The sequence below is a fragment of the Chryseobacterium sp. II3a genome (assembly GCF_057815135.1).
Window position 1 is genome coordinate 389488 of record NZ_JBYPZJ010000001.1, and the last position, 14848, is coordinate 404335.

9 protein-coding genes and 1 pseudogene are annotated in these 14848 nt (G+C 35.6%); 1 reads left to right on the forward strand and 9 read right to left on the reverse strand.

Annotation, left to right across the window (positions count from 1 at the left end; translation table 11 throughout):
* Positions 1–532: 532 nt before the first annotated feature.
* From AC3HD6_RS01855 to AC3HD6_RS01885, 7 genes and pseudogenes are all read right to left on the reverse strand, one after another.
* A pseudogene (locus AC3HD6_RS01855) lies at positions 533–718 on the reverse strand (RHS repeat-associated core domain-containing protein); the annotation flags it as partial.
* Between the two features lie 17 nt (positions 719–735).
* On the reverse strand, positions 736–1230 hold the full coding sequence (locus AC3HD6_RS01860; protein WP_488894810.1) for a hypothetical protein: 495 nt from the start codon (positions 1228–1230) through the stop codon (positions 736–738).
* Positions 1227–4739 (reverse strand): DUF6443 domain-containing protein, encoded by a 3513-nt coding sequence (locus AC3HD6_RS01865; protein ID WP_488894811.1) that lies wholly within the window; start codon positions 4737–4739, stop codon positions 1227–1229. Before AC3HD6_RS01865 ends, AC3HD6_RS01860 begins: the two co-directional genes overlap by 4 nt.
* Positions 4740–4743: 4 nt before the next feature.
* Positions 4744–8055, reverse strand: coding sequence for a hypothetical protein (locus AC3HD6_RS01870; RefSeq protein ID WP_488894812.1), 3312 nt, complete (start codon positions 8053–8055; stop codon positions 4744–4746).
* Positions 8056–8067: 12 nt separating this feature from the next.
* Positions 8068–9705: a T9SS type A sorting domain-containing protein gene (locus tag AC3HD6_RS01875; protein WP_488894813.1), complete on the reverse strand. Its 1638-nt coding sequence runs from the start codon at positions 9703–9705 to the stop codon at positions 8068–8070.
* 638 nt (positions 9706–10343) lie between these two features.
* On the reverse strand, positions 10344–11327 hold the full coding sequence (locus tag AC3HD6_RS01880; RefSeq protein ID WP_068944225.1) for a PLP-dependent cysteine synthase family protein: 984 nt from the start codon (positions 11325–11327) through the stop codon (positions 10344–10346).
* Between the two features lie 106 nt (positions 11328–11433).
* Complete coding sequence (locus AC3HD6_RS01885) at positions 11434–12663, reverse strand: ABC transporter permease (protein WP_488894814.1); 1230 nt, start codon at positions 12661–12663, stop codon at positions 11434–11436.
* A 4-nt stretch (positions 12664–12667) separates the two neighbouring features.
* On the opposite strand from AC3HD6_RS01885, the gene AC3HD6_RS01890 reads away from it, so the two are divergent.
* The gene (locus AC3HD6_RS01890) at positions 12668–13864 is read left to right on the forward strand and encodes an exo-beta-N-acetylmuramidase NamZ family protein (RefSeq protein WP_488894815.1); all 1197 of its coding nucleotides are present in this window, start codon (positions 12668–12670) and stop codon (positions 13862–13864) included.
* A gap of 142 nt (positions 13865–14006) precedes the next feature.
* On the opposite strand, the gene AC3HD6_RS01895 is transcribed toward AC3HD6_RS01890, so the two are convergent.
* The gene (locus AC3HD6_RS01895; RefSeq protein WP_488894816.1) at positions 14007–14213 is read right to left on the reverse strand and encodes a hypothetical protein; all 207 of its coding nucleotides are present in this window, start codon (positions 14211–14213) and stop codon (positions 14007–14009) included.
* Between the two features lie 4 nt (positions 14214–14217).
* Positions 14218–14844, reverse strand: coding sequence for a DUF3575 domain-containing protein (locus AC3HD6_RS01900; RefSeq protein ID WP_488894817.1), 627 nt, complete (start codon positions 14842–14844; stop codon positions 14218–14220).
* Positions 14845–14848 lie beyond the last annotated feature (4 nt).

A 14848-nucleotide genomic window follows, 5' to 3' on the forward strand; every position in this document is an offset into this window, starting at 1 on the left:
TTGCCCCATAATTAAATCCACTAGGAGATAATTGATAACCAAGGGGATGGTTATGATCTTGTGCTGTTAAGCTACTTTGAAAAAAGTTATCGCCTCCTACTGAAAAATTAGACATTAATCCCGTTCCTTTGGGATCAAGCGGAGAAGTACTAGGTAAATGATAAGTTGATATTACAGAAAAATTACTATCCGAAGTAGACGATTTATAAGTAGAATTTGCTGTTTCTACATTCGTATTATTGTAAAAATACTCTGCAACTTCTGAAGCTTTTGACTCATTATTATGGAAGCTTAATGTAGATAGCTTATCACTGCTATTACCTTCGTTATCTGTAATTGGCGAACTTAATGTTTTTTCCTGAGAGTTATTTTTAATATAACCTTTTTCTCCCACATCTACACCACCATCATTATTAGCGTTAAGATTGCTATTCTTATCAAAATTTTTGGAAGCATAAATTACATCTCTTTCAGATGCTGCTCTCCAAATTAATTCTCCTTTTTTATTCAATTCATAAATATCTGTTCCTTGTCTGCCATCCGGATCAATATACCTCAAAGGATTATTAAATGCATAGTTATATGGTGACCATCTTCTCATCTTCTCAGCCAGCGGATCTATAACACCCCATCTTCCAAGATCAGGCATATACATCCTTGCCCCATAATCATACATCCCAGTCTCTTGAAGCTCCTTGCCGTTGTACTTGTACTGATAAACTTAGGTATTATAGCTTACCAACCGTCATTATATTCCTCTTTAATCTTAGTGCATTTTTTAAAAACTATTCTTTTCTGTGGATTATTATATGGAGCAGGTGGTAAAATTTTAAATTTTTCGTTCCTAGTCTTATTTTCAATATTTATCATACAATTATTCTCAATATTTTTAAAAAAGAAATAAAGTGTATAATTATTATAGACAGAAAATCCATTTAAGTTCTCTATCTCCTTAGGCGTATCACTAGCCAAGAGAATATCCATATGATTCTCATTTTGATCTTTTAAATAGATAAGAATTGATTTTTTATCATGTCCATTCTTTTCTAGCTTTTTTATAAAATCATTCAGTTCTCTTTCTAAAGGTTCTTTAATTGTAATAAGATTTAGTTTTACTCCAGAGTCTGTTTGAGATATTTCATTCTTATTTGGTAGCATTTCTTTTTTTTGCGACGATGAATCACAAGCCAGATAAATAAATGAAAGAAAAATTAAAATATAGGATTTCATAGTTTTTTGATTTTTTTCATTACTTGATCATTATATTGAACAGTTGATTTTACCTTTGTACCATAAATATTAAAATATTGAGGTAGTCCTGCACCATTACTTTCTTTTAAATATTTATAGTATTGTCTATCTCCAGTATAATCATTTGGAGTGCCATCTGAGTTGTAACCTGATGGTTTAAATTCTTTTAAATCTGTTGCATTGGGATGAGAATGCCAGTTATCCAATATTTTTAAATCTTTTCCTTTTCCATAGAATGAATAATTAAACCAAGCTTGAGCAGTATCTACATTGGATTCATGATTCGTGGATATTATAGACACTTTTCCTTCCTTAAATTGATATTCATTTAAACCAAACTCTACCTTGGTGTTTCTAGCCATAAATTTAAATATCGTTTGAGCGTCTTTTTTATTTGATTCAATCAAGAATGTGGCTGTCCCACCATACATCTTGTTTTCTCCTTCAACTTTTTTATCAATAAGATCCTTATTAACAACTAAAGCTTCTGATGAGTCAGAATTATAAATTGTGTGAGTTCCTTTTGTTTCGTCACTATTTGTTTTTCTGATCAAGTTAAGGGAGCCATCTTTATTTAGTCTAAAATCATCTTTAGGTGCCATACCATCTGGATCAATAAACCTCAAAGGATTATTAAAAGCATAATTATATGGACTGTGTCTGGTCATCTTCTCTGCCAACGGATCCACCACACCCCATCTTCCCAAATCAGGCATATAGAACCTCGCTCCATAATCATACATCCCACTTTCCTGTATCTCCTTCCCATTGTACTTATAATTTTTATATGTACTCTGTCCAAAGAATGCATTTCCTGACTTCAGATGATTCATCCCAAATGGATAGTAATCATTGGCATCTGTAATTTCAAGAGCGCCTGTGCTGTTTCTTCCAAAACTTATTCTCACATTGCCAAGATGATCCTTGTATTGGTAAATATACTGATCTTTTTCATAATCATAAAATCCTTCTGCTGTTGGGAAGAATTTTAATTCTAAGGTCTTGGCAGACGTTTTTCTTTCTTCTATAGAAAAGGCCTCTATTTCCATTGCTCTTCTCATAGGAGACATCGAAAACTCAATGGGACCTCCTCCGCCAGTATCGCCTCCGCCCTCAACAGCTGTATGGCTGTACTGAAATCCATCTAAATAATCAATGTCTGCTATACTGGTAACAGTGCCATTAATGCCATCTGCCATTTCAACATTTCTTTTGCGCAATTTCACCCCATCTGCACGATAGAGATTAGTGGTACTAAATTCGGGACCACGGGTAAAGCTGTTGGGTAAATTCAAATAGTTATAGCTAATACCTAGAATCTGTTTATCCTTCATATCTTTCATATTACCATTGGCATCATAGCTGATTGGTCTTCCTCCTCCTTCGTATCCTGTAGAATTGTTAGAATTATCATTAATTGAAATAACCCGATTTCCGGTATATGAATACGCAAGATTATCAATGACCGTAGCGGTATTGGTTCCGGTATTAAATAAAGCTGTTCTATAAAGGCTGGTTATATTCCCGTTCAAATCATAGGCTAAAGATTCTATATTTTCTTTACTGTAGGCATTGGTAGGATTTTGATAATAAGCAGCGGACAGTCTGTTTAAACTATCATATACATAGCCATATCTTTTGGGAGTAACTGAAGGATTGGCCCCTATACTTGTCACTGACCTCCAATCCACTTCTGCAATATTGCCATTGTATTTCGGAACTACATTTTTCCCTGCAAACTGAGCCGGATCTGGGTTGTCAATTCCATCTTTTTGATTGTACTTAATTTTATAGGCAAATAATTTACCTCCTAAATCTGACAAGGGCATCTGGGTAGGATTAATATCTGTCATCCAACCCCGGATATTATAGGCATAATCAATACTCTGCAAATTATTTCCTACCTCTTTGTTAGCCAGTTGTGATAATTCATTATAACTGTTTTTAGCCAATAGCTGTTCAGGGTTGCTATCTACCTGGTGATAATGTTCCTTTAATCGGTTTCCATGATCATAAACAAAGCGCTCTTTTACTGAGATTCCTGCTTCTCCTGGTCTTCTTATATGATAAGTATAGACTGCTTGTGGGATTCCTGCAAAATCCAGTCTGGATTCTGTTTTGGTATACCCGCCCAAGTGATTGATAGAATGGGTGCCGATCACTCTTCCTTTGGTGTCATAATAGCTGTAGTTTTTGGTCCAGTTATCATCTTCAATATTCTTTACCAGGCTCATCACAGGAAGTCCTTTGGTACTTTTTCCTTCAGAGGAGATTGTTTCTTTTAAAGTCTCTTCTTGCTGAATTGTTGAAGGAAATGGTGGATTAAAGCTATACCCTGGATAGGTATCATAATAATTGACACTTAAAAGCTTAAAGTTAGTTGTAGGATAAGCTTGGTTACTTGTATAAAAGACGTCCATTCCACTATTACTCCAACTGTTAGCAGATCTGACTTCGCTATTGGAACCATGGCCTTCTATTGCAGCAGCCTGTTGAATTCTGCCTGGCTGGCTGTCTACTAATCCTGTATAAATTGGTCTTGAAAACTGGTCATACTTTGTAAACAGCCATTTATCCTGTGACCTTAAATTGGCATCCTGAGTAAGAACCAGTCTATCTTGTTTATCATAAACCATATATTCCCAGCCTTTCCCTGGAAGTTTCTTTTCTACAAGCCTGTTTCTTCCGTCATAACGATACTGGTAGCAAAGATCATCAAGAAGGATATCATTAACAGGCTTATGAATAGCATTGGGAGGAAGTACAAAAGCCAACTGGTCGTATTCATTATACACATAATACGTATCCCAATATGCAGGACTTGTCGTTTTTCTTACCAGTATAACCTGTCCTTTGCCATTTTTAAATTCTATAGTTTGATTGCCGTCTTCGTCAGTAACAGTATTTTTATACAATGTTGAGGGAGCATATACTCTACCTGGAGATAAGCTTACAGTACTTTTTGTGGCTCCTTTTTCCCAAGTAGTGGTCGTAATAAACTGATACACTTCATCAGCTATATTAGCTTCATAACTAAATTTCACAGGCTTAGCACTCCAATCGTTACCTACCTGAACCTGCTGCTGGATTCTGTCTAATGGAGAATTTTCCAATACTTTCTCTGAATAGATTTTTTCTGAGCCATAAATATTAGGCTGGGAAGCATTAGATAACGGATTGGGAATAATACCGCCATTCAGAGTTGCTGATTGGGGCACAGGAAGATAATCTTTAACCTGTCTTCCAAACTGGTCGTATTCAATATGAACTGCTACATCTTTTCCCAATGGAGATGCTTTTACATTGACCACCTGTTTGGGTCTTCCCAAACCATCAAAATACTGAACGGTTTCGGAGGTTTTTGAAGGGGTAGTCCCATTGTAATCCAGATAGGTCTTGGATTGGATATAGTTTTCTCCCTGGGTGAGCTGACCATGTACTGAATGACTGATCAGCAGTATACCTATGGGAATTATAATTTTTTTCATCGTTTTAGTTTTTGTAATGGTAATTGAATTCTTTTAACAGTTTTCCGGTATTATTATGCTCTCTGATTTCTTTAAGCCTTCCCGCATCATCATAAAGATAAACTTCTCTAATTCCGGATGGAGGGGTAATGCTTCTTACTCCGATTAATAGGTCGTAACTATACGTGGTGATTTGATAACCGGGTAAATTATTCTTAAAAGTATTAAAAGCGTTCAGTAAATTGGTTTCGTCATTATTTCTTTCAGCAGAAGCATCTGTATTAGAAGCATTCACAATACTATCAATTAAAGACTGGCTAATGTTTTCCAGTTTTGCATTTTCAATCTTGGCAATAGGCTGGGTTTGGTTGTATCCCCAGATAATAACCGTTGAAGCACCACCTTTAGTAGTATACTGTTGGACATTTCCCTTAGAATCATATTTGTCATAGTTCACTTCATTAGAGGCTACTGTAGGATTCTGAAGATCATAGGATACAACGGAAGTTGGCAATGGTAATCCAGATGTTTTATTACTTGCTTCAGTCTCAGAAGTTGGATAAAATGTAACGATCTTGGAAGTAGTTTTCCCAGTATCTGTTGAATATAATTTATTCACAATAGTAGTTTCCAAAGGAAGACCAATAATATTTTTATTAATTAAGTAATGATTTCCCTTCTCATGAGCATACTGAAAAGTTGTTTCCTGGATAGACTGGTCCGGAAATGTAATCTTTTGCGATGTAGGCTGGATATGTAATGGGTTATTATAAAAATATTCAGTTTCTGTTCTTAATAATTTTCCATTCAGGTTTTCTTCTATAATTTCCCTGTCTTTATTTACTTGTGCGGACACTAGTTTTTTTCCATAAAAATCAAAATTAGCAGCCGGGTTTTTAGGCACACAAGTAAGGAAATATTCCGGGCTGGTAACAAAAATTTGGTAACTCATCTTATGAAATTCATTAGGTTTAGTAGGAGCAGTAAAATCTAGTCCGGATTCTATTTGTTTACTTGATGGAGTTTGAATAAATGAGTAATCATTCGTTATGGTTTTAATAGGAACTGGATTTCCTTTTTCAAAAATTTCCTGTTTCTTTATAAATCCCCGCTTCCATGAATTATCATTAAATAAAAGATAAGGGGTATCATAATATAGTTTTCCATCATCCTCATCATAAAAGGTATAAACCGTTTTCCCTTTATCAATCCCATTATCCGTTATACTTTCCGTCACTTTAGGATAGAATACAGTAGCACCATTATACCCTAAAATATCACTTATCGTGGTACTATAATATTTTCTATAATTAAAATACTTATCAAGTACTTTGCAAAACTCTGGATAATATTTAAAGGTGTAGCCTCGTTCCAATTCGGTAACAAGTGGTTTATCATAGATTTTTCCTGTGGAAATATTATTTTCATCGTTATAATTAATATTTTTGGTAAAAAGTGGGTTCCCATTATAGTCCTTTGAAATTATTTTCCCAATTCTTACTCCTCCAACCACAAGGTTTTTCCTTCCCGTATATGTTTTAACCGTTTCTTCCGCATAAAGCATTACAAAAGGATCAGGAAGTCCCTTAGCTGTCATAGATAAAGTATATGATCCTGGGAATAAGGTGACCTCTGTCTGTCCATGCCCAGACATTCCAGGAAATTGAAACCACGTGTTATCTGTATTATTTCGTAAATCATAAGTCACATTAGCTTCTGCTGTAGCTCCTCCTGGTTGAAACGGAATATTATACGTTAACAAAAATACAGTTGGCTTGTCTACCACAAAATTTACTGTTTCTGTATAACCATCACCATTATCGAATTCGGGGGTATAATAAACTCCGGCACTTATTATCTTTTTACTAAATTCTTGGTATCCTAATTCATCATAAGTATTATTTTCATAAATAAACTCATCACTTCCTTTTGTTGGATAAACAATTTCTTTTAACAACGTAGTCTGACTGCTCTCAAGATCTGGCTTCTTGCCTCCCAAATAAAAATACTCTCTAAAATCTTTCTCATTATATCTTCCGTATGCTGACTTACTGTAATAGCCCCAAAAATCCTTATTTTCACTATCTTTTCCCGGCATAAGGTCTTCATAGTACGTAAATGAATATAATTTATCATTTATTCTTACACTGTTTAATTTAAGCCAAGCTGTTTTATCCGTAATATAATCACCAACTCCCATTTCTGTAAAATAAGATTGTTCAAATACTGTTGTAAAGCTACTGCCTCCTTCCTGAATTTTTATTTTATCAAGTGCCGAAATCTTTCTGGCAAAATTATTTTTTACATCTCCTCTAGGGGTGCTTTTGTATTCAAAGGAAACTTTTGTTTTTGTGTTAACCTTAATTTCTTTCAAGGTGGGAAGAGTATGCTGTGTTACCTTAGATAAATATTTAACTTCAAAAGAACTTGTATAAACTTCTGGAATATTATAATAATCTTTGGTACTGCCTTTCACATAAGAAGCGGGGTTATCATAAGCATAATCAACATAATCATATAAAAAATCAATGATATCACCATTCTTAGTCCTTATTTTTGATAAGTAATAATTATTATAGATGAGATTCCCTCCGCTATAAGGACAAGAGCCACTTAACAGAACCATATCTGATTGTAAAGTAATCTCATCCTGAACAGCATATTCATAAATGTCACCTTGAATATTTGTAATTATAAATTTAAGCCCGTCAAATTGTATTTTTTCTTTTCCAGCCGGCATTTGTTTTCCATTGAAATCTTTGTCTAAAAAGAATTTGCTGCTTTTTCCTGGGTAAGAAAAATGAAAAATATCAGGTTCGGTGTCTATACGATTAACTGGATTCCGCATGAAAGTTCCGTTCTCGTCTAATAAGGCATTTGAATTATCACGTAAAAGCCCATATTCAGGATAGTTCAATGCACTAGGATTAACAAAATCAATTTTTATTGGCATGTCAACCGGAAAGCCATTGGGGAAAACTGAATATTCTTTGGGTGAATGAAGATCATCCAAACCATTCACTTTATGTGAAATTTTACCTCCTACTTCCAGATCCCAGCCAAGTCCAATATTAGAGGAATTTTCACCGGGTTTAAATCCGGTAGATGTATAATTCAATGTAATTGGAATCTCAAGGTCTTTAACTTTTAAAGTATAAATATTCAATGGATAGTTAATGGCCCCTGAAGAGTAATTAACAGGAATATCAACCCTTTTTACCAATCCTGACATTTCGGGGGTTGTAGGAACAACATTAGTTAAATTGGCAAATTGAGAAAATATCCTGATACCAGATAATAATAAAAGGAATAAAGGTATTTTATAGTTTTTTTTCATGATTAATGTTTTTTATTTCTTGATCAGCTTTGCATTCGCTGTCTTGTTTTTATCTGTTTTTATGGTCACTAAATACGCTCCCTGTATCAAAGCCTGGGTATTCATCTTGGTCACCTTATTCTTTGTTTTAAAATTCTGAAGCTGTCTTCCGCTCATATCATACAGCATAATATCAGCTTCCTTAAAATCAAAGCCGATTTCTACATAGGCATAATCTGATACTGGGTTTGGATAGATCTTGATGTCATATTTGGCAATCAAATCAGTCACCTGCTTGTCGCCCAGCTTTACAATCTTCCAGTTTTCTTTGCCTAATTCTTTGGCACTGGTTCCGGCTAACACAATAGAACCGTCTCTGTTTAATTTCAGGTCTGAAAGCCGCTCTTCTTTTTGCCTGGATTCTCCTGTTACATGCTTTCTCCACTGTTCGTTTCCGTTGCCATCCAGATACAGCATCCAGAATGTTTCATCATCTTTTTCGATTCTTCCTTCGGCCTGGGTATACCCTCCTAATAAAATTCCTTTGGTGATGTCTTGATTCTTGGCTCTCGGCTCCTGACTCTGGATCACACTCATTCCCATCAGGATATCACGGTTTTTGAAATTGTAGGATTTCTGCCACTGCTCATCGCCTCTTTCATTCAATGCAATCAACCAAAGGTCTGTGCCTTCTTCAATGCCGACGGTTTTGTTTCCGGATCTTTCGGATCGGGATTCTCCACCAATGATATAACCGTTTGACGTTAGAGCCAGGGTTCTGATATGATCATCTCCTTTCCCTCCAAAGTTCTTTTCCCATTCTACTTTTCCGGTTTTATCCAGTTTGACGATCCAGTAGTCGCCTTCACCGAAGTTGCTGCTTTGTTTTGAGGCAGCAGATATCAGGTTATAGTTAGTAGTATTTCCAGTCGAAGATTTACTTTCAGGATTTCTAACCCCAGAATCCTTAACTTCGGAGCTCCTTGAATAGATTCCCAATAAGGCTCCCCCATCTCTTGTTGGAATCATTTTTTCTACTTCATCCAGACCTTTTCCGCCTAAAATCAATTGAGAGAGTTCTTTTCCGTCTTTGTCGAGTCTTGTGATCCAGACATCTTTAGAGCCATAGCCTTTGGAGGCGTTTTGTACATTTCCGGCAACAAAAAACCCTAGATCTGTAGTTTGAATGACTGCTTTGGCTTCTTCATCAGAGACAGTTCCCAAGGTTTTCTGCCACAATTCATCTCCAAATTCATTGATTCGGATCAGCCACATATCAGATCCACCTTTGGAGTCATCTTTTTTATCCAGACCTTTATCTGAATACGAAGTTCCGGCTACAAGAAACCCGCCATCCTGGGTAGATACCGTGGCAGAAAGATAATCATGGTTATTTCCTGAGAAATACTTTTCCCAGACCTGTTCTCCCTGTTGGTTCAGTTTCACCAAATGGAAATCATAGCCATTATTCTGCTTACTTCCAGCCTCCAGCTTCCCGCTTCCTGACTGTATAGAGCTTCCTGTAATAAGATATTGCTGATCGATTGTTGTCGTCACCTGGCTTAGAAAATCCTGAGTAGAGGATTGGATGTCTTTTTGCCATAGAACTTCCTGGGCAGAAAGCCCAAGAATAGTGCATACAGTACATGCACTGAGATAAATCTTTTTCATTCACTTGTTGTTTTTAAATTGAATATTAGTTTTTTTTTAATTTTTACAAATTTAACTTTTTTTACATCATACAAATCATTTTTAGGTGATTTAACATGAAATATTTATAATGGTTAAGATCCTTCATTGCATTTATGCCATCCTTCGTTGATCATACAAAGCTACTACGGAACAACGACAGAACCTGTCGTATTTAAACAACCTAATGAAAAGTTTTTGAAAAAAATTACGAATGAATCCCCAACGTAATAAATGGGATTTCTGTTTTTATTTTAGCTAAAGCCTAGGAAATAGAATTTATTTTTGGCATCCTTCTTTCAATTAAGTTAAGGATTACATTCCTTATTGATGTTGATATGTAAAATAGATACCTAAAAATAATATCATTTATTACTCATTGCTTATTACTCATAAAATAGCCCCGATAGAAACGGTTACCCCCGCAGCATGGAGTTGGCCCTTTGGTTACGCTAAGGATAAGGGAGATGGCGTGAGGAGTATGAGTGGATAGCGGGATTAGGCTCCTGAAAAATTAAGATCTTAAGCTTTTAATAATAAAAAATGCCCTAAAAAGTTAAATACTTTTAGGGCATTTTTTATTTTGCTCTGATTTTTATTTTATAGTGTTGTGTTCTGGCTTAGTCCAGCCAGCCCATTTCCTTCATCCATTCATCATTGTAGATCTTTCCTACATATCTTGAACCGTGGTCGTGAAGTAAAACTACGATAACATCATCTTTAGTGAACTGATCTTTCATCTGAATTAATGATGCAATAGCACTTCCTGCAGAATATCCACAGAAAATTCCCTCTTCTTTAGCCAGTTTTCTTGCATAGATTGCACCGTCTTTATCCGTTACTTTTTCAAAGTGATCAATAACAGACATATCATAGTTTTCAGGGATGATATCTTCACCAATTCCTTCAGTAATGTAGGTATAAGCATGATCGTAGTGTAATTCGCCGGTTTCGTGGAATTCTTTAAGAATAGAACCGTAAGTGTCAACCCCGATTATTTTAATATCTTTATTTTTTTCCTTGAAGAATGTGCCACATCCTGTAATAGTTCCTCCTGTTCCGGCTCCTGCTACGAAGTGAGTCAGTTTTCCTTCTGTCTGTTCCCAGATCTCAGGTGCTGTAGATTCATAGTGAGCAGTTCTGTTAGATAGGTTATCATATTGGTTTACATACCATCCGTTTTCGGTCTCCTTCGCCAGTCTTTTAGATACTGAATAATAAGAACGTGGATCTGTAGGCTTCACATCTGTAGGACAAACAATTACTTCTGCTCCTACCGCACGAAGGATATCGCACTTTTCTTTAGATTGCTTGGAATTGGTTACAAAAATACATTTGTAGCCTTTGATGATAGCAGCCAGTGCTAACCCCATTCCTGTATTTCCGGAAGTTCCCTCAATGATGGTTCCTCCAGGTTTTAATCTGCCATCTTTTTCGGCATCTTCGATCATTTTAAGAGCCATTCTGTCCTTTACCGAGTTTCCAGGGTTGAATGTCTCAACTTTTGCTAAAACTAATGCCGGAAAGTCTTCACCCAGTACATTGTTAAGTTTTACCAATGGTGTGTTTCCTATAGTTTCAAGGATATTTTTTGCGTATTTCATAAATGTTTTATATGCGGTGCAAAGATAAGGCTTTTAAAATTATCTGTATTGAGATCAAAAACTAATACAGATGATTAAAAGCTTAATTTTTTAACCAATAATAAAATTAGTTATACTTAATTACTTTCACCGGGGAAATCTTACTGATCAGATAACTAGGAATAATTAATGCAAGAGCAGATATAGCCAAAATTCCTAATGAAATGGAAACAATGGCAATAGGATTAAGATCTACCGGAACAGTACTTACATAGTAGTTTTCAGGATTAAGCTTAATGATTCCAAAGAATTTCTGAATCAGAATTAACCCTAATCCAATGGCATTACCATATAAAAGTCCCGGAATCATGATGATAAGGGTATAATTGATAAAAGTAGCTCTAATCTGCGCATTGCTTGCTCCTAAGGTCTTAAGTAAACCGATAGAGTTCGTTCTTTCAATAATAAGGATCAGAAGAACCATAATAATATTAATAACCACTACAATCAGCATGATGATGATAATAAGAGCAATATTGGTATCAAAAATACTAATCCAGTCAGTAATCTGTGGGAATTTCTCTGTTGCTTTTTCCGCATAGTTTTTATAACCGATCAGTTTTTCAATATCAGGGAAATCTTTATCAATATCATTTACATTTTTTAAGAAAATATCAATTCCTCCAATCTCGTCAGGTTTCATATCCTGAATTTTTCTCGCATGATTAATCCCACCAATCACAAACTGTTCATCGATGAGTTTAATATCTGTTCTATAGATTCCAATGATTTTAAACTTTCTATAAAGAGGTTTTTGATCGGCTTTTAAGAATACTGTGACTATACTGTCATTGAGTTTAAGGTGGAGATCATTGGCTATTTTTTGTGAAATAGCAACATCACTATTAAAACCTACTTCAGTTACCTTAGGTGTAGTTCCGGCAATAAGGAATTTTTTAAATCTTAAACTGTCGAAGTCTTTTCCAATTCCTTTAAATATAATTCCTGCAAAATTATGCTCATTACGCATAATTCCGGTAACGGTTACATATTTTTGGGTAGCTTCCACATCAGGAAGTTCCTTGATCTTGGCAATATTCAGTCCCTGGTTATCTAAAACTGATGTATTATAAGAAGAATTAGATCGGGTAGATCTTACCGTAATGTGTCCGCTGAAATCTGCGAGTCTCTCTTTAATAGCTTTTTTGGAGCCGAATCCGGTGGCTACTGTAATCAGGGAAACAATAATTCCCAGTGCCACGGAAAGCCTGCCAATGAAGATGATAACCCTTGAAAGGTTATTTTTGTTATCTTTGGAAAACGCTATTTTTCTAGAGAAATATAAAGGAAACTTCAAGCTTATGAATTTAGATTTCAAAATTAAAAATTTACTTCTGATTTGCCTAATTTTTTTAGGAGTATTCAACCAATATTATTCTCAAACTCAAGTTCAACCGGATTTTAAAACCGGGGCAGATCAGCCTGAGCTTTATTTACCCCTATTAAAAGATAAAACCATTGGTGTCGTGACAAATCAGACAGGATTGATGAATGATAAAACTCATTTGGTGGATTTTTTAGTGAAAAACGGAGTGAAAATCAAAGCTATTTTTGCTCCTGAGCATGGTTTCCGAGGGGATGCTGATGCAGGGGCAAAAGTAAAAAATGGAGTAGACGTGAAGACCGGAATTCCTATTGTTTCCCTGTATGCCAGTAACAAGAAACCGAAGCCTGAACAACTGGCAGGAATTGATCTTGTTGTTTTTGATATTCAGGATGTAGGAGTGAGGTTTTATACTTATATTTCTACTTTGACTTACCTGATGGAAGCAGGTGCTGAAAATAATGTTGAAGTGTTGGTTCTGGATCGTCCCAATCCTCACGATGGATATACTGATGGACCTGTTTTAAGAAAAAAATGGGCTAGTTTTGTAGGAATGCATGAGGTTCCGGTAGTGTATGGGCTGACTATTGGCGAGTATGGAAAAATGGTGAATGGAGAAAAATGGCTGAAAAATGGAGTTCAGGCAAAGTATACTTTAATCCAGATGAAGAACTACCATAAAAAACAACGTTATCCGATATTAGACAAACCATCACCGAATTTACCTAATGATAAAGCGATCAATTTATATCCAAGTTTATGCTTTTTTGAAGGAACTCAGGTTTCTGTAGGAAGAGGTACAGATCAGCCTTTCCAAATCTATGGTTCTCCATGGACGGAAAGTTTACCCTATAAATTTACTCCTAAGCCAAGTTATGGAGCTAAAGATCCATTCCTGAATGGGAAATTATGTTATGGCGAAGACCTTTCCAATTATCCTAAGGATCTAAGAGAACTGAATCTAGAATGGGTAATCAAGGCTTACCAGAATTACAAAAATCCTCAGTTGGATTTCTTTTTAAAAAATTTGTGGTTTGATACTCTTTCCGGGACTGATGAATTCAGAAAGCAAATTATTGCCGGGAAATCAATCCCAGAAATTAAAGCTTCATGGAAGAAAGACCTGGTGGATTTTGAAAAGATCAGAACCCGATATGTAGTGTATGAAGATTAATGGGAATAGAAAAGGTTTGAGGATGGAAGCTGGAAGTTATGAAGGTCAAAAAGGATGACTTGTATTCTTTTTTTAATGACCTAGTGGTGGTACGACTAAAGTAACTTCCAGCCTCGTGCTTCCAGCTTCCAACCTTTAATTTTTAATCAAAATTTTGGGGTGGATTTTTATCATTTTTACCCTTGTTTAAGATAAAGAGTCCAATCGTTAAACCTACGACACCTGCAAAAGCAGTTAATAAGGCTCTTTGTACCTTATCTGGAAGATCATTTCCCAGATAATTCATTAAAAAAAGGATCACAAAAGTGATCACTGAAATGATAATATGATTTCTTCCGAATGGTTTCATGGTATTATTTAAATTTGTAGGAGATCATTACACCGCCTCTGTAGGGGATTATTTCACCACTTTTATTAAAGTTTTCTGCATCATCATAGCGTTTTCCGGTTGTTCTGTCATATCCTTTATAAAAGCTTTGCGAAGTTCCTATGGTGGCATAGAGGTCAAGATTCCAGCGATCAGATAATTGAAATTGATATCCTCCGGTAATACCCAACATAATAGAGTATCCTTTTTGGTAAAGATTAGAATTCATGACATATTCTCCATCCTCTTTTTGGGTAACATTGTCATTCCAATAGTTCCATTTAGCAGCTTTGTATGCCGCAACAGAGACATTCGCTCCTATATACCAATGTTTGAAAGCCTCTTTGAAATAATACCTTCCTTCAGCAGAAACAGAGTAAAATTGTAACTCATGTCCTGCAAAAGACTTCCACGGTGAGACAAAAACATCTCCTTGTAGGGTGTATTTAGGACTGATCTGCTTTTCTACAGCTAGGTTAAAAATTCCTATTGGTAAAAAAAGAGCATTACCTTTTACATACAAACCTTTATCTTCGCTTTGTTCCTGTTCCTGAGCCTTCAGTGAGCCTATGCTCAGGAATGCCAAAGCACCCATTAATACTCTGTATTTCATCAAG

Excerpts from the sequence above, each read along its gene's own strand:
- AC3HD6_RS01860 (WP_488894810.1), bottom strand. The coding sequence starts at position 1,230 with ATGAAATCCTATATTTTAATTTTTCTTTCATTTATTTATCTGGCTTGT.
- AC3HD6_RS01870 (WP_488894812.1), bottom strand. The coding sequence starts at position 8,055 with ATGAAAAAAAACTATAAAATACCTTTATTCCTTTTATTATTATCTGGT.
- AC3HD6_RS01880 (WP_068944225.1), bottom strand. The coding sequence starts at position 11,327 with ATGAAATACGCAAAAAATATCCTTGAAACTATAGGAAACACACCATTG.
- AC3HD6_RS01890 (WP_488894815.1), top strand. The coding sequence starts at position 12,668 with ATGAATTTAGATTTCAAAATTAAAAATTTACTTCTGATTTGCCTAATT.
- AC3HD6_RS01865 (WP_488894811.1), bottom strand. The coding sequence starts at position 4,739 with ATGAAAAAAATTATAATTCCCATAGGTATACTGCTGATCAGTCATTCA.
- AC3HD6_RS01895 (WP_488894816.1), bottom strand. The coding sequence starts at position 14,213 with ATGAAACCATTCGGAAGAAATCATATTATCATTTCAGTGATCACTTTT.
- AC3HD6_RS01900 (WP_488894817.1), bottom strand. The coding sequence starts at position 14,844 with ATGAAATACAGAGTATTAATGGGTGCTTTGGCATTCCTGAGCATAGGC.
- AC3HD6_RS01875 (WP_488894813.1), bottom strand. The coding sequence starts at position 9,705 with ATGAAAAAGATTTATCTCAGTGCATGTACTGTATGCACTATTCTTGGG.